The organism is Pseudomonas ovata, from assembly GCF_003131185.1.
Taxonomy (GTDB): domain Bacteria; phylum Pseudomonadota; class Gammaproteobacteria; order Pseudomonadales; family Pseudomonadaceae; genus Aquipseudomonas; species Aquipseudomonas ovata.
This window is the reverse complement of the sequence record NZ_QFFU01000002.1, coordinates 64,920-80,834: the sequence shown is the minus strand read 5'-3', so window position 1 is coordinate 80,834 and position 15,915 is coordinate 64,920. Positions and strand designations below refer to the sequence as shown.

The following is a 15,915-nucleotide window of genomic DNA, read 5'->3' as shown; positions in this document are numbered from 1 at the left end:
AAAATCAGTCAGTCAATTTGTGCTTGAGAGGCTGCTTACCGATTACGCCGCCTCATCCCCCGGCATCGGATCGAAGCTGTCGGCGCGGGCAGCCCGCCACATGCGCTCGTAGAACTCGCCCCGGACCTGATCGGCCAGCAACTCGCCGGGCTTGAGAAACACATGCATCTGTGAGAACAGCTTGACCTCGGTGGCCGACATGCGCCGCACCAGGTGGCGTGCCGTCAGTTGCGAGGGGTGGGTCAGGCCGGCGGCGGCGAGCATCTCGGCCAGGGCTTTCAAGGTACTGCGATGAAAGTTGTAGACCCGCGTGGCCTTGTCTTCGACCACCAGGGCGCGCTGGCGCAACGGGTCTTGCGTGGCCACGCCGGTGGGGCACTTGTTGGTGTGGCACGACTGCGACTGAATGCAGCCGATCGCAAACATGAAGCCGCGCGCGGCGTTGGCCCAGTCGGCGCCAATGGCCAGCAGGCTGGCGATATCGAAGGCGCTGATCACCTTGCCACTGGCGCCCAGCTTGATCTTGTCGCGCAGGTTGATGCCCACCAGGGTGTTATGCACGAACAGCAAGCCTTCGCGCATCGGCACGCCCAGGTGGTCGGTGAACTCCACCGGCGCCGCCCCTGTCCCGCCTTCGGCACCGTCGATGACGATAAAGTCTGGCAGGATGCCCGTCTCCAGCATTGCCTTGGCGATGCCCATGAACTCCCATGGATGACCCAGGCACAGCTTGAAGCCCACCGGTTTGCCGCCGGACAGTTCACGCAGGCGGGCCACGAACTGCATCAGTTGCAGCGGGGTATTGAAAGCGCTGTGGCACGACGGCGAGATGCAGTCTTCCCCCATCGGCACGCCACGGGTGCTGGCGATTTCCTGGGTGACCTTGTGCTTGGGCAGGATGCCGCCGTGGCCGGGCTTGGCGCCCTGGCTCAGCTTGATCTCGATCATTTTCACTTGCGGATCACTGGCCTGCAGGGCGAACTTTTCAGGGTCGAAATGCCCATCGGCGGTGCGACAACCAAAATAGCCGCTGCCCAGCTCCCAGGTCAGGTCGCCACCGTGTTCGCGGTGATAAGGGCTGATGCTGCCCTCCCCGGTGTCATGGGCAAAATGCCCCATTTTCGCGCCCTTGTTCAGCGCCCGGATGGCATTGGCACTGAGCGAGCCGAAGCTCATCGCCGAGATATTGAACACCGACGCCGAGTACGGCTGGGTGCACTGCGGTCCGCCGATGTCGACCCTGAAGTGTTCAGGGTCGTTCAAGGGCGCCGGGCGCATGGAATGGCTGATGAATTCGTAGCCGGTCTCATAGACATTCATCAAGGTGCCGAACGGCTTGTCCGAGGCTTCGCTCTTGGCCCGCGAGTACACCAGCGCGCGCTGGGCGCGGGAAAACGGCGTCGCTTCGGAATCGGCTTCCAGCAGGTACTGGCGAATCTCCGGGCGAATGCCTTCGATCAGGTAGCGGATATTGCCCAGGATCGGGTAGTTGCGGCGCACCGCATGACGCGACTGCAACAGATCGAACACCCCCAGCAGGCTCAAGGTGCCCACGACCAGGGTGAAGGGCCAGAGCCACTCGTGATGCAGCACGAACGGCAACGTGGCTATCGTGAACAGCACACAACCGACGAAAAAGGCGTAGCGGCTCAGCAAAGACAGACTCATGGAATTTCCTTATGGCATGGCACGGTCATGGCAACATACCTGCAAATGGAGGGTGTCTGCATGTACATGAGGCTCACGCCCACAGGTTTTATATCAGCCTGCATTCGCGACCGTTGGTCGCTCCTACGATAATTGCGTGTCAAACCCTGCTCAGCGCACGACACAAATCCCGTAGGAGCGACCAGCGGTCGCGAAAGAACTGGCACATCCAACATCGTCGATGGCTGAACCCTGCGTTCGCGACACCGTCGCTCCTACGATAATTGCTGCCGACCCCTATCTCAGGCACTTTCCGGCACGTCGATCTGGATCGGCAGCAGGCAGTTGTCCGATTCATCAGGCACCTTGATCGCGGCCTGCACCAGACGGTTGATGGTCGCCTGTGCCAGCGCTTCGATCGGGTGCGACAGCACGGCGTCGACCACGCCTTCACGCAGGGCCGCCCGGGTAAGCGGGGTCAGGTCGTGACAAACCACCACCGGCCGTACAGCCTTCCGGACCTTGCACTCGCGCAAGGCCTTGATCACCCCCTCGATGCCGCCGCCGCCCACGTACAGCCCGGCCAGCCCAGGCTCACTGGTCAGTAAATCCAGCGTGCCGGCATAGGCAAAGGCCGCGTCTTCCAGGGTCAGGCGCGTGGCCAGCAGTTCCCAGTCGGGACCTCGCTCAGCCATGCACGAGCGAAAACTCAACTCGCACAACTCCTGGCATTGAAAACGCTGGGTGCCAACCATCACCGCCACGGCGCCGGGCTGCCGGGCCAGACGGGTAATGAACCAGGCGGCTGTGCGACCCATGCGCCGGTTATCGACCCCCACATACCCGGCGCCCGCCGCCGCGCTCAATTGCGAAACCATGGCAATCACCGGCAGGCCGGCGGCGCGCAGGTGTGCCACCGCTGCCGCCACAGCCGGGTGGTCGGCGGCGACCACGCCCAAGGCATCGATTTCATGTTGCAGGGCCAGAATGCGCTCGGCCGTGGCGGCCGGGTCCAGATCGTCAATGTAGCCGACCATCACCCGCACCTGGGCGCGCACGCTGGCGGCAGCGGCATCGGTCAGCGCCTTGGCCAGCCCCTGATAGAACGCCACCCCACGCTTTTGCAGCAACAGGCCGATGCGCACCACCGGCCGGTGCTGCAACAGGCGCTGCTCGATCACATTACGCCCGTAAAAGCCCAGTTGCGCAGCCGCCTCGGCAATGCGCTGGGCGGTGTCGGCGCGGACATTGGCGCGCAGGCTCATGACCCGGTCGACCGTGGACACGCTGACCCCGGCCGCCCTGGCGACATCTTCCAGCGTGGCACGACGGGCCGATAAAGGCGGCTCTGACATGAAATGATATCTCTTGACGGCTGTTTGACAGGTTATGACAGGTAATGCCGGGCAACTATAGCAACCCTGCTGCCCCTGTCGCAGGATTGTCATGTGCCACGAACACCGCTCGACAATAACAATCAAGGAGCCTCTCATGACGCTGCACATCTGCACCGCACCCTGCTGCTGGGGCGTCGACGACCCCAAGAATCCACACCTGCCACCTTGGCAACAGGTGCTCGACGAAGCGGCCCAGGCGGGCTATCGCGGCATTGAGCTGGGGCCTTATGGCTACCTGCCGCTGGACGCCGCACAGGTCGGTACTGTATTGCAGGCGAATGGCTTGCATGTGGTGGCCGGGACCATTTTCGATAACCTGGTGGCGCCGGCCAATCTGGCCAGCCTGCTGCAACAGACCCATGACATCTGTGCCCTGCTCAAGCAGTTGCCACAGCGGGCGGTCGAGCCCGGCCAGCGCTATGCCACGCCTTACCTGGTGGTGATCGACTGGGGCCATGAAGCCCGCGATTACGCCGCCGGCCACTCGGCCCAGGCCAAGCGTCTGGCGCCACACGACTGGCAGACCATGATCAGCCACATCCGCGCCATCGCCGAACTGTCCTGGCGCGAATACGGCGTGCGCACCGTGGTGCACCCCCACGCCGGCGGACACATCGAGTTCGCCGATGAACTGGCGCAACTGGTGCAGGACATTCCCGCCGACATCGCCGGCCTGTGCCTGGACACCGGGCATCTGTACTACGCCGGCATGGATCCGGTGGCGACCCTGCGCCACTACGCCGATCGCCTGGACTACATCCACTTCAAGGACATCGACCTGGCGGTGTTCGAGCAGGTGCTGGGCGAGCGCATTCGCTTTTTCGAGGCTTGCGCCAAAGGTGTCATGTGCCCGATCGGCCAGGGTTGCATTGATTACCCCGCGCTGCGCGAACTGCTCGACGCGCTGGGCTACGCCGGCTGCATCACCGTCGAGCAGGAACGCGACCCGCGCAATGCCACCCGCGTCCTGCATGACATCTCGGCCAGCCGCCAGTGGCTGGCCGAAGCCGGTTTCTGACCCTTTCGCACAAGGAATACTTTGATGATCAATGGCAGCAAACGTATTGCCCGGCCGCTGCGCTGGGCCATGGTCGGCGGCGGGCAGAACAGCCAGATCGGCTACATCCATCGCTCGGCCGCCCTGCGCGACCAGTCCTTTGCGCTGGTGGCCGGTGCCTTCGACATCGACCCGCAACGCGGCCGCGATTTCGGTGTGCAACTGGGCGTCGACCCCGAGCGCTGCTACCCGGACTACCGCCGCCTGTTCGAGGCCGAAGCACAAAGGCCCGACGGCATCGAGGCGGTGTCGGTGGCCACCCCCAACGGCACGCATTTCGAGATCACCCGTGCCGCCTTGCTGGCCGGGCTGCATGTGGTCTGCGAAAAACCCCTGTGCTTTACCGTCGCCGAGGCTGAAGCACTGCGCGAACTGGCCACCCGGCATCAGCGGGTCGTGGGCGTGACCTACGGCTATGCCGGGCACCCGTTGATCGAGCAGGCGCGGGAAATGATTGCGCAAGGCGATCTGGGCGAGATTCGCATGGTGCACATGCAGTTCGCCCACGGCTTTCATAGCCAGGCGGCGGACAGCCAGAGTGCGTCGGCACAATGGCGGGTCGACCCCAAGGTGGCGGGCCCCAGCTATGTGCTGGGCGATGTCGGCACGCACCCTTTGTACCTGTCGCACGTCATGCTGCCGGACCTCAAGATCGAGCGGCTGCTGTGCACCCGCCAGAGCTTCGTCAAGAGCCGTGCGCCGCTGGAGGACAACGCCTACACGCTGATGCAGTACGCCGGCGGCGCAATGGGCACGGTCTGGTCCAGTGCGGTGAATGCCGGCTCCATGCATGGCCAGTTGATCCGGGTCATCGGCTCACGGGCCAGCCTGCAGTGGTGGGACGAGCGCCCTAACCAGCTGTCGTTCGAGGTGCAGGGGCAGCCGGCGCAAGTGCTGGAGCGCGGCATGGGCTACCTGCATGCCAATGCCCTGCTTGACGACCGCATCGGCGCCGGCCATCCCGAAGGGTTGTTCGAAGCCTGGTCCAACCTCTATTACCGCTTCGCCCTGGCCATGGACGCCGCCAACCGGGGTGAGCCGGCGCCCATGCGTTACCCCGACATCGAGGCCGGGATCGAAGGCGTGCGTTGGGTCGAGCGCTGCGTGCAGTCGGCCGATGACGGCGGGGTGTGGGTCGATTATTGATCCGGTCTGTCGCTCAGCAGGCACACCAGCGTGCGGGCGCAGGCCTGGATGCCTTCGTCCAGCACGATTTCGAAACCATGGGTGTTTTCGGTCGGGATGGCAATGCAGCCGGCCCGGCCGAGGGCGCCGCTGCCGAGGATGGCGCTGGCATCGGAGGCAAACTCCACCAGCAAGGCAACCTGGGCAGGATGGCCGGCCTGCCGAGCGGCTTCGATCAGGCGATCGGTGACGGCGCGGGTGTAATGGCCTTTCTGGTCACCCGCCACGACGATCGGAGCAGCGCTGAGTTGCGTGCCGTATTCAGCGGCTACAGGCCCCACCTCCACGGCAATGGCTGTTTGGCAGGGTAGATGGTGCGCGGCAAACAACGCACCCGCGTTGGTCTCCTCTTCCTGGCTGGTAAAGGCAAAGTACAGGTGGCCGGGCAACTGCTCGCGACGCTGCGCCAGCTGCTCGGCGGCCTGGAGCACTGCCACCACCGGCGCACGGTCATCGAGAAAGTGCGCCGCCGTGCAATCGACCAGCCTGAACGGCTGGCGCCAGTGCTGGCTCAGCACCACGCGTGTGCCGGGGCGTACGCCCGCCTCGGCCAGTTGTTGCGGCGAGCGCCGGGTGACTACATGCACATCGTCCCAATGCACGTTGCCCTGGGTCACATCCGCCCCCTGCGACGACTGGGCGCTCTGGTGCATGCTGCCAAACGACAGCACCCCGGGCAGCACCTGACGGTCACCCATGATGTCCACCGGGCACATGCCAAAATTGACCGGATTGGCGCCGCCAAGAGCGACGACCCGCAGCGTGCCGTCCTCTTCGATGCGTTTGACCGCCATGGCAATCTCATCGAGGTGAGCCATCAGCAGCGTGGCCTGCGCGCCTGCGTCCTCATGCTTGCTGCGCAACAGCCCGATCAGGTTGCCGGCGTCATCCACCCACGTCTCGTCACAGTGCTTGCGCAGCTCGGATTCACACAGGTCACGTACTTCGGTCTCTTCACCACCCGGTCCTCGGGCGTACAACAGGCGTTCAAGCAGTTCGTTTGCGTTCATCCAGGCACCTCGGGGTCAACGGGTATCGCGTTTATCAATAAGCGTTGCAGCGTCAAGGCGTTCTCAAGCGCTGCGCCGGCGGCGGTGTTATCGAAAATGCACCAGGTTTCGATGCCTTCGGCTGCCGCCTGCAACAGGCGGGTGGCCAAGGCTTGCAATCGCTCGTGATCGTAGGCGCTGTAATAGATGTCGGGGCTGCCGTGCAGGCGCCAGTACTGCAGGCCCGGCCAACCTGAGGGTTGCGCATCGGTGCTGAACCGTGAAGGATCGGCCGCCACCTGCGCCACCCGGTAGCGAATGAGTTGCGCCTGCGCCCCCGTCCACGAGGCATGGCGCGGCTCGATGACGACCTGACCGTCAAAGCGCTGGCGCAGCGCTTCGAAAAAGACCGCGACCTGCACGGGCTGATAGGCCAGCGACGGCGGCAACTGGATCAATAGGCAACCCAGCCGCTTGCCCAGCGCTGTGCACTCCCCCAGAAACGCATCGAGCAAGGCCTCACAGTCGCGCAGGCGCTGCTCATGAGTGATGGTCTGGGGCACCTTGACGGCAAAGCGAAAGTCACTGGCCACCGCCTCCCCCCAGCGCGCCCAGGTCTTGACCTTATGAGCACGGTAGAACGAGCTGTTGACCTCGACCGCGTTCAGCACCCGCGCGTAACGCTGCAAGTGGGTGCCCTGGCTGGCAAAGTCGGCCTGTCGCTCGCGGTTCAGCGCCCACCCGGCGCAGCCCAGCCGGATGCCTGGAATCGGGCTCAATAGAGTACCTCCGCCGCCTCGCGCATGAAGATTTCCACAGTCTTGGGACCGATGCCCTTGAGCGCCAGCAACCGCTTCTCAAAGTCATCGCGGTCGGCGCTGGCCAGGTGAATGCCACTCACCTGACCGTGGTAGTCGCGCCTGAGGGTATTGACCAGCGCCAGCAGGCGCTCGGCGGTGGACTCGTCATAGCGGGTGTAATGGCCTTCGCGCAGCATCGCTACACGTTCGCGGTGAGTGCACTGACCAAGCTTGAGGGGTGTGTCGCAGCCATAACGCTCGACAATGACCCGCCAGGTGTTCACGGCAATATCGGCCTGGATGCGCTTGCCGATCAGAAAGCTGGCCAGCAGCCAAAGAAACAGCCCTTTTTCAGGGTCGTGGGTGAACTCGATGCCCAGCGTCCGGGCCGTGATACGCGCGCTCATCGTCATCCTCTATCAGCGCCTGAGGGCAATGGTGTAATCAGTCACCGACTTATAGAGGACAGGCAAACGGCAAAATTCCAGCGGATTCGATGCAGGGTGGCCTGACTGCGCCACCCGACACAGGCTTGTCTCAAATCCCTTCTACAATCACGATCTCGGCCTTGGCCACGCCCTGGCGATGGCTCATGGCTTCCTGGTACTGCGGCGAGTGGTAGCACGCCAGGGCTTGCTCGTAGGAGTCGAACTCGATGACCACGGTGCGTTGTGGCGTCTCGCGGCCTTCAATGGCTTCGGAGCGACCGCCGCGTGCCATGAATCTGCCACCAAATAAGTTGAACGCTTGCGGCGCGCGCTGGGTATATTCGCTGTACTGCTGAGGGTCGGTCACATCGACGTGGGCAATCCAGTAGGCTTTCATCACGATCTCACTGTTTCATTGATAGGGAATTCATGAAATATTCTGTCTTATGGTATACCACGTTTATTTATCCCATAACACTGAGATCCTGAGCCATGGCATTCGACCGTATTGAAGACATCATTGACGACTATCGCCAGGGCAAGATGGTCTTGCTGGTCGATGATGAAGACCGGGAAAACGAAGGCGACCTGTTGCTGGCCGCCGATCGTTGCACCCCGCAAGCCATCAGTTTCATGGCCTGTGAAGCTCGCGGGCTGATCTGCCTGACCCTGACCGACGAGCATTGCCAACGCCTGGGCCTGGAGCAGATGGTGCCCAGCAATGGCAGCGTGTTCGCCACCGCCTTTACCATTTCCATCGAAGCCGCCACCGGCGTGACCACCGGCATCAGCGCCGCTGACCGTGCACGCACGGTGCAGGCCGCCGTGGCACCGGGTGCCTGTGCCGAAGACCTGGTGCAGCCGGGTCATATCTTTCCATTGCGCGCCCGTGAAGGCGGCGTGCTGACCCGCGCCGGCCACACCGAAGCGGGTTGTGACCTGGCACGCCTGGCCGGTTTCAGCCCGGCCTCGGTGATCGTCGAGGTGATGAACGACGACGGCACCATGGCGCGCCGACCGGACCTGGAAACCTTTGCTGCCAGACATGGCATCCGCATCGGCACCATCGCCGACCTGATCCATTACCGCCTGAGCACCGAGCACACGGTCGAGCGCATCGGCGAACGTGAATTGCCTACCGTGCATGGCACCTTCCGCCTGTTCACCTACGAAGACCGTATTGAAGGCGGCGTGCACATGGCCATGGTCATGGGTGATATCAAGCGCGACGAGCCTACGCTGGTGCGCGTGCATGTGGTCGACCCGCTGCGCGACCTGGTCGGCGCCGAGTACACCGGTCCCGCCAACTGGACGCTGTGGGCGGCCCTGCAGAAAGTCGCCGAAGAGGGCCATGGCGTGGTTGTGGTGCTGGCCAACCATGAATCGTCCCAGGCCCTGCTTGAGCGGGTGCCGCAACTGACCAAGCCACCGCGCCAGTACACCCGCTCGCAGTCGCGCATTTATTCCGAGGTCGGCACCGGGGCACAAATCCTGCAAGACCTCGGCGTCGGCAAGCTGCGCCACCTCGGCCCACCGCTGAAATACGCGGGCTTGACCGGTTACGACCTGGAAGTGGTCGAGAGCATTTCTTTCACCGGTTGAACCTCGCGTTCACGGGTAAAGACCCCACGAAAAAAAACGGCAAATGAAGGAGGTTCGATGCAGGCAAAACGCTTGCAGAAAGTTTGGAATACCATAATATGACATCCCGTAGACCGAAGTTTTCTGTCAGGGCACGCGTCACCGCTCAGCCCAATAACAACAGCACCTGACCCGGTCGCCCAGTTTCAACAGGTCCCCTTGGACCTACTGCTCCGAATACGCGGGCAATAACCCAAGCCCGCTCAAAACACAACAAATGAGGGCGTGAAAATGGTGTTGAACAAACGTGCAACTGCAGTGCTGGTCGCTGGCGTGTTGGCATTCTCGAGTGTTGCCGCCATGGCCGCCGAAAGCGTCAACTTCGTCAGTTGGGGCGGCTCGACCCAGGACGCCCAGAAACAGGCGTGGGCCACCCCCTTCCAGAAATCCAGCGGGATCACCGTCGTGCAGGACGGCCCCACCGACTACGGCAAGCTCAAGGCCATGGTCGAAAGCGGCAACGTCCAGTGGGACGTGGTCGACGTAGAGGCCGACTTTGCCCTGCGCGCCGCCGCCGAAGGCTTGCTGGAGCCGCTGGACTTCAACACCATCAAGCGCGACAAGATCGACCCGCGCTTCGTCTCGGATCATGGCGCCGGTTCGTTCTTCTTCTCCTTCGTGCTGGGCTACAACGAAGGCAAGGTCGGCACCAAGGTCCCGGAAAACTGGGCGGCCATGTTCGACACCAAGACCTACCCCGGCAAGCGTGCCCTGTACAAATGGCCGAGCCCTGGCGTGCTGGAACTGGCTCTGCTGGCCGACGGCGTAGAGAAAGACAAGCTCTACCCGCTGGACCTGGACCGCGCCTTCAAGAAGCTCGACACCATCAAGAAAGACATCGTCTGGTGGGGCGGCGGTGCGCAGTCGCAGCAACTGCTGGCTTCCGGTGAAGCCTCGATGGGCCAGATGTGGAACGGTCGTGTCTACGCCCTGCAGCAAGACGGCGCGCCAGTAGGCGTGAGCTGGAAGCAGAACCTGGTCATGGCCGATTTCCTGGTCGTGCCCAAAGGCGCAAAAAACAAGGACGCGGCGATGAAGTTCATTGCCGAAGCCACCAGCGCCAAAGGCCAGGCCGACTTCTCCAACCTCAGTGCCTATGCGCCGGTCAATACCGACAGCGTGGCGCGCCTGGATTCGACCCTGGCGAAAAACCTGCCGACCAACTACGTCTCCGATCAGATCACGCTGGACTTCGCCTACTGGGCCAAGAACGGTCCTGACATCGCGACCCGGTGGAACGAATGGCTGGTCAAGTAAAAATGACGGCCACTGCATCCGGCCAATCCTCTGTGTCCGGTGGTGCCTCGCGCACCGCCGGCGCGGTTCACGCCCCGGCAGCGAACAGGCGAGCGACCATGACCCCCAAGCCTTCCCTGGCACAACGCTGGCGCGGCAGCCGCAACCTGCTGCCGGCCTTGCTGTTTCTCGGCCTGTTTTTCTTCGCCCCCTTAATCGGCCTGCTGCTGCGCGGCTTTCTGGAGCCGGTGCCGGGGCTGGGCAACTACGAACAACTGTTCGCCAACTCGGCCTACTCGCGGGTGTTGTTCAACACCTTCTCGGTCGCCGGCCTTGTGACGCTGTTCAGCGTGCTGCTGGGCTTCCCGCTGGCCTGGGCCATTACCCTGGTGCCACGCGGCTGGGGCCGCTGGTTGCTCAACATCGTGCTGCTGTCGATGTGGACCAGCCTGTTGGCACGTACCTATTCATGGCTGGTGCTGCTGCAGGCCTCGGGGGTCATCAACAAGGCCCTGATGGCGATGGGCATCATCGACCAACCGCTGGAGATGGTGCATAACCTGACCGGCGTGGTGATCGGCATGAGCTACATCATGATCCCGTTCATCGTCCTGCCGTTGCAGGCCACCATGCAGGCCATCGACCCGATGGTGCTGCAGGCCGGTTCCATCTGTGGCGCCAGCCCCTGGACCAACTTCTTCCGGGTGTTCCTGCCGCTGTGCCGGCCGGGGCTGTTTTCCGGCGCGTTGATGGTGTTCGTAATGTCGCTCGGTTACTACGTGACCCCGGCCCTGCTGGGCGGCGCGCAGAACATGATGCTGCCCGAGTTCATCGTCCAGCAGGTGCAGTCGTTCCTCAACTGGGGCCTGGCCAGCGCCGCCGCGGCACTGTTGGTCGCCATCACCCTGGTGATGTTCTATTTCTACCTGAAGCTCCAGCCGGAATCCCCGGTAGGCGCCAGTAACGCGAGGTAAGCCAGCATGCTCCTGACCCCCAACGCGATGGGCTCGCGGCTACGGATTGGCCTGTACAGCATCACCGGATTGATCGCCCTGTTCCTCTTGTTGCCCATTGTGTTCATCGTGCTGTTGTCGTTCGGCTCCTCGCAGTGGCTGATGTTTCCGCCACCGGGCTGGACGTTGAAATGGTACGGGCAGTTCTTTTCCAATCCCGACTGGATGTCGGCAGCGATGTCGAGCTTCAAGGTCGCCATCCTGACCACGATCTTTGCCGTGGCGCTGGGCCTGCCCACCGCCTTTGCCCTGGTACGCGGGCGCTTTCCGGGCCGGGACATGCTCTACGGGCTGTTCACCCTGCCGATGATCGTGCCGCTGGTGATCATCGCCGTGGCGGTCTATGCGCTGTTTCTGAAACTGGGCTACACCGGCACGCTGTTTTCCTTCGTGGTCAGCCATGTGATCGTCGCCTTGCCGTTCACCATCATCTCGATCATCAACTCGCTGAAACTGTTCGACCAGTCGATCGAGGATGCCGCGGTCATCTGCGGCGCCTCACGGTTGCAGGCGATCTACAAGGTGACCTTCCCGGGCATTCGGCCGGGCATGATCGCCGGCGCCCTGTTCGCCTTCCTGGTCTCGTGGGACGAGGTGGTCCTGAGCGTGATGATGGCCAGCCCCACCCTGCAGACCCTGCCCGTGAAAATGTGGACCACCCTGCGTCAGGACCTGACGCCGGTCATCGCTGTTGCCTCGACCCTGCTGATCGGCCTGTCGGTGCTGGTCATGTTCATCGCCGCGACCCTGCGTCGCCGTAACGAAGCCCGGAGTACCTCATGAGCGCCGTGATCAAAGATTCTGCCACCGCCGGCCAGCCCCTGGTGCGCCTGCGCAACCTGAACAAGCACTACGGCGACTTCGCTGCGGTGGACAACATCGACCTGGACATCAAGGACGGCGAGTTCCTGACCTTCCTGGGTTCCAGCGGCTCGGGCAAGAGCACCACCCTGTCGATGCTGGCCGGCTTCGAAACGCCCAGCAGCGGCGAGATTCTGGTCAACGGCTCGTCACTGGTCAACGTGCCGCCGCACAAGCGCGGCATCGGCATGGTGTTCCAGCGCTACTCGCTGTTTCCACACATGAACGTGCGCGACAACATTGCCTTCCCGCTCAACATTCGCAAGCTGTCGGCGGCCGAACGCGACAAGAAGGTCGACGCCATGCTCAAGCTGGTACAGCTCGACGCCTTCGCCCATCGGCGCCCGGCGCAACTGTCCGGCGGCCAGCAACAGCGGGTGGCGATTGCCCGTGCCCTGGTCTACGAACCGCGCATCCTGCTGATGGACGAACCGCTCGGCGCGCTGGACAAGAAACTGCGTGAAGACCTGCAGGACGAGCTGCGCCAGCTGCATCGCCGGCTGGGCATCACCATCGTCTACGTGACCCACGACCAGGAAGAAGCCATGCGCCTGAGCCAGCGCATCGCGATTTTCAGCCACGGCAAGATCGTCGGCCTGGGCAGCGGCTATGACCTGTACCAGAACCCGCCGAATGCGTTCGTTGCCTCGTTCCTGGGCAACTCCAACTTCCTGCGCCTCAAGGCCCAGGGCAACGCGGTGGCGACCTTCGAGGGCCAGCCCTTGTCGATCCGCCTGACAGCAGGCCTGAAGACCGACCAGGACATACTGCTGATGGTCCGCCCGGAGAAGGCCCAGGCCCTGAGCGTTGCCCAGGCCGCCAGCACACCCTTGGCCGAAGGCTGGAACGAAGTCACCGCCAAGGTCACTGAAGTGCTGTTTCTCGGCGAGAGCCAGACCTGCGCGGTGGTCACCGGCAGCGGCACGGCCATGACCGTCAAGGCCCTGTCGGCCACCGGCATGCCAATGGTCGCCGGTGACACGGTCAAAGTGCGCTGGGCCACGACCGATGCCTGCATCTACACCGAATGGGCCGACGGCGACCTGAACAAGGCCGCCGGCGCACACTGATCAGCCCAGCTTGCAGCCCCTTGTGGGAGAGGCCTGTTCGCGACCGTTGGTCGCTCCTACGAGACGGCGACATCCGCCACAAATCTGCCCGGAGCGATCGTTGGTCGCGAACGCCACGACACGTCCCCTTGTGGGAGGCGGCTTGCCGGCGATGGCAGCCGCACAGACACCGCAGCCGGTCGTGCAAGGCCGCGCTTCAGGAAGGCGTGGCGACCGCTGCCGTGCGGCTTGCAATGCTCGGTAGCATCACGCTGAGCAACCCCACCAGCGCCATGCCCGCGCCCACCCACAAGGGCGCACGCAGGCCATAGCCGGCCTCGATGACACTGCCACCGGCCCAACTGCCCAGCGCCAGCCCCGCGGTAATCACCGAGGTGTGCAAGGTGTTCACCAGAGCACTGGGTTCGGCGGCTTTCATCACCCGCGCCACCATCGCCGGGTTCAACGCCACGCCGGTCAGGCCCAGGGCGATGAAACAACCCAGGCTCAACCAGTGATGCGCGCCGGACAAGGCAAATCCGGCCAGCGCCAGCACCATCACGGCCAGCCCCACGCGCAGGGCCATGAAGGTGTGGCTGTCGGCAATCCGGCCGATCAGCATGTTGCCCATCAGGTTGGCCACGCCATACAACGCCAGCAATGGCGCCACGTTCCCCGGGGCGATGCCCACTTCTTCGATCAGGATCGGCGTGCAATAGCTGAAGGCGGCAAAGGTTGCGCCGATGATCAAGCCACTGGTGACATAGGCCGCCCACAGGCTGCGGCTCTTCAAGGCCGCCCATTGGCGGGCCAGGGCCGGCTCGCTGCCGGCCTTGCCAGCGGGCAGGCGAGTGGCTGCCAGCACAGTGCACACCAGCGCCAGCCCTACCACCAGCCAGGCACTGGCGCGCCAGCCGTAATGATGCTCGACCCAGGCGGTCATCGGCACACCGGCCACCGGCGACAGCATCAACCCGGCCAGCACCACCGAGATCGCCCGGCCACGGTCCTGCGCCGCCACAAGCCCGGCACACAGGGTCATGCACAAGCCGATACAGGCCGCACTCGACACGCCCATGACGATGCGCGCCAACGCCAGCACCGTATACGTCGGTGCAATCGCCGCCAGTACGCTGGCGACGACATACACTGCCAGCAGGCCGACCAGCGCGCGCTGGTTACTGATGCCGCGTGAAAGCAGCAACACGGTGACCGGCGGGCCACCCAGCGCCATGCCCAGGGCATAGAACGCAATCAGGTTGCCCACCTGCGCCAGGCTCACCGAAAAGGCCTGGGCCAGGGCCGGCATCATGCCGGCGACCATGAACTCGGCGGTGACCAGAGAAAAGATCGTCAGGCCCAGCAAGTAGACGGTCGGCGGCAGTTTGGAGCGGTCAGTCATGAGGATCTCAGGCAGAAAAACGGTCGGACACCCTAAGGATTGTTGAGCACTCGGTCAAATATTCATTGCAGATTATTACCGAACGGCAGGCACTGCGCCGCCTGTGGGAGGCGGCTTGCCGGCGATGGCTGTGGCTGTGGCTGTGGCTGTGGCTGTGGCTGTGGCACAGACAGTGGCCGGCATCTGGCCACCCGCACAGGCACACGGCACAATAAACCCCGGCCTGGCCAATCCTGGCGGCCCGCCTCGCAAGGTCCACTCGTGTCACTCAAAGCGCTCCGCTCTCTAGTTGCCATCGCCCGGCACGGCAACTTCGTCAAGGCCGCCGACAGCCTGAGCCTGACCCCCTCGGCCATCAGCCTGCAGATCAAGGCGCTGGAAGATGAGCTGCGTGTCAGCCTGTTCGATCGCACCCGCCGGCAGGTCACGCTGACCGAGGCCGGCCGGTTGGCACTGGCGCAGGCTGAAATCATCCTGGCGCAATACGATGACCTCGCCCACCAGCTGTACTCGGGCCCCGGCCTGAGCGGCCGGATCCGCATCGGCGCGATCCAGACCGCCCTGGCCGGCCGTCTGCCCGAGGCCCTGGTGTGGATCAAGAACCACCACCCCAGGCTGCACATCAGCGTGGTGTCGGGCATGTCATCGGAACTGGCCAGACGCGTGCAGGATGGCGAACTGGACGCGGCCATCACCACCGAGCCGGTCAGGCCGTTTCCACCAAGCCTGAGTGTGACGCCGCTTTACCATGATCGTTTCTGGGCCGTGGCCGCTCCTCATTTGCAGGGCCAGAGCCTGGTCAGGCTGCTGAGCACCCAGCCTTTTCTACGCTTCGACAAGCGCGCCTGGGCCGGCCGGGTCATCGAGCAGGAACTCAACCGGATGGGCATCCGCGTCACCGAGGCCATGGAACTGGACAGCCAGGAAGCCCTGTCACGCATGGCCTCGCGCGGGCTGGGGGTGGCGGTGGTGCCGCTGTCGGACGACGATCTTGTAACCCTCGAATGCGTGACCCTGCTGCCTTTTGGCGAGCCGCAACTGATTCGTCGCGTGGTGCTGCTGGAACATGACAAAAGCAGCCGGCAGCACCTGACCGGCGTACTGGCCAAAGCCTTGAGCAACCCTTGAGTTTTTCTCAACCCTTACGTTAAAACATTCCGTTTTTATTCAATCAAGGCGTTGGCTACTGTGTCGGTACTTCCAGACAAGG

15 protein-coding genes are annotated in these 15,915 nt (G+C 63.6%); 8 read left to right on the top strand and 7 right to left on the bottom strand.

What is annotated here, in order from left to right; genetic code table 11:
* Window positions 1–42: 42 nt before the first annotated feature.
* Entirely contained in the window at window positions 43–1,668 is a 1,626-nt protein-coding gene (locus DGA31_RS03485; RefSeq protein ID WP_109511562.1) for an FMN-binding glutamate synthase family protein, read from the bottom strand.
* A gap of 281 nt (window positions 1,669–1,949) precedes the next feature.
* Window positions 1,950–3,002, bottom strand: a complete 1,053-nt coding sequence (locus tag DGA31_RS03480) for a LacI family DNA-binding transcriptional regulator (protein ID WP_109511561.1) — start codon at window positions 3,000–3,002, stop codon at window positions 1,950–1,952.
* A 136-nt stretch (window positions 3,003–3,138) separates the two neighbouring features.
* Here DGA31_RS03480 and DGA31_RS03475 point away from each other — a divergent pair, with 136 nt between their 5' ends.
* Together DGA31_RS03475 and DGA31_RS03470 are read left to right on the top strand one after the other, a co-directional pair.
* On the top strand, window positions 3,139–4,062 hold the full coding sequence (locus tag DGA31_RS03475; RefSeq protein ID WP_109511560.1) for a sugar phosphate isomerase/epimerase family protein: 924 nt from the start codon (window positions 3,139–3,141) through the stop codon (window positions 4,060–4,062).
* A gap of 24 nt (window positions 4,063–4,086) precedes the next feature.
* Window positions 4,087–5,247, top strand: coding sequence for a Gfo/Idh/MocA family protein (locus DGA31_RS03470; protein ID WP_109511559.1), 1,161 nt, complete (start codon window positions 4,087–4,089; stop codon window positions 5,245–5,247).
* Here DGA31_RS03470 and DGA31_RS03465 read toward each other — a convergent pair.
* From DGA31_RS03465 to DGA31_RS03450, 4 genes are all read right to left on the bottom strand, one after another.
* On the bottom strand, window positions 5,241–6,296 hold the full coding sequence (locus tag DGA31_RS03465; protein WP_109511558.1) for a M20/M25/M40 family metallo-hydrolase: 1,056 nt from the start codon (window positions 6,294–6,296) through the stop codon (window positions 5,241–5,243). The two genes, DGA31_RS03470 and DGA31_RS03465, sit on opposite strands and share 7 nt — an antisense overlap.
* Window positions 6,293–7,045 (bottom strand): DUF72 domain-containing protein, encoded by a 753-nt coding sequence (locus tag DGA31_RS03460; protein ID WP_109511829.1) that lies wholly within the window; start codon window positions 7,043–7,045, stop codon window positions 6,293–6,295. The genes DGA31_RS03465 and DGA31_RS03460 overlap by 4 nt, the downstream gene beginning before the upstream one ends.
* A 5-nt stretch (window positions 7,046–7,050) precedes the next feature.
* A complete protein-coding gene (locus DGA31_RS03455; protein ID WP_109511557.1) occupies window positions 7,051–7,482 on the bottom strand; it encodes an HhH-GDP family DNA glycosylase in 432 nt (143 codons plus the stop codon).
* A gap of 130 nt (window positions 7,483–7,612) precedes the next feature.
* Complete coding sequence (locus tag DGA31_RS03450) at window positions 7,613–7,900, bottom strand: DUF1330 domain-containing protein (RefSeq protein ID WP_056839764.1); 288 nt, start codon at window positions 7,898–7,900, stop codon at window positions 7,613–7,615.
* A 95-nt stretch (window positions 7,901–7,995) separates the two neighbouring features.
* Here DGA31_RS03450 and ribBA point away from each other — a divergent pair, with 95 nt between their 5' ends.
* From ribBA to DGA31_RS03425, 5 genes are all read left to right on the top strand, one after another.
* Complete coding sequence (gene ribBA, locus DGA31_RS03445; RefSeq protein ID WP_109511556.1) at window positions 7,996–9,105, top strand: bifunctional 3,4-dihydroxy-2-butanone-4-phosphate synthase/GTP cyclohydrolase II; 1,110 nt, start codon at window positions 7,996–7,998, stop codon at window positions 9,103–9,105.
* Window positions 9,106–9,375: 270 nt separating this feature from the next.
* Complete coding sequence (locus tag DGA31_RS03440) at window positions 9,376–10,401, top strand: ABC transporter substrate-binding protein (protein WP_109511555.1); 1,026 nt, start codon at window positions 9,376–9,378, stop codon at window positions 10,399–10,401.
* Window positions 10,386–11,354: an ABC transporter permease gene (locus DGA31_RS03435; protein WP_109511554.1), complete on the top strand. Its 969-nt coding sequence runs from the start codon at window positions 10,386–10,388 to the stop codon at window positions 11,352–11,354. Before DGA31_RS03440 ends, DGA31_RS03435 begins: the two co-directional genes overlap by 16 nt.
* 6 nt (window positions 11,355–11,360) lie before the next feature.
* Window positions 11,361–12,176, top strand: a complete 816-nt coding sequence (locus tag DGA31_RS03430; RefSeq protein WP_056839760.1) for an ABC transporter permease — start codon at window positions 11,361–11,363, stop codon at window positions 12,174–12,176.
* Window positions 12,173–13,324 carry an ABC transporter ATP-binding protein gene (locus tag DGA31_RS03425; RefSeq protein ID WP_109511553.1) on the top strand — a complete coding sequence of 384 codons (1,152 nt, stop codon included), beginning with the start codon at window positions 12,173–12,175 and terminating at the stop codon, window positions 13,322–13,324. The genes DGA31_RS03430 and DGA31_RS03425 overlap by 4 nt, the downstream gene beginning before the upstream one ends.
* A gap of 196 nt (window positions 13,325–13,520) precedes the next feature.
* Here DGA31_RS03425 and DGA31_RS03420 read toward each other — a convergent pair whose 3' ends face one another.
* Complete coding sequence (locus DGA31_RS03420; RefSeq protein WP_109511552.1) at window positions 13,521–14,705, bottom strand: MFS transporter; 1,185 nt, start codon at window positions 14,703–14,705, stop codon at window positions 13,521–13,523.
* Between the two features lie 261 nt (window positions 14,706–14,966).
* On the opposite strand from DGA31_RS03420, the gene DGA31_RS03415 reads away from it, so the two are divergent.
* Window positions 14,967–15,833 carry a LysR family transcriptional regulator gene (locus DGA31_RS03415; protein ID WP_109511551.1) on the top strand — a complete coding sequence of 289 codons (867 nt, stop codon included), beginning with the start codon at window positions 14,967–14,969 and terminating at the stop codon, window positions 15,831–15,833.
* Window positions 15,834–15,915 lie beyond the last annotated feature (82 nt).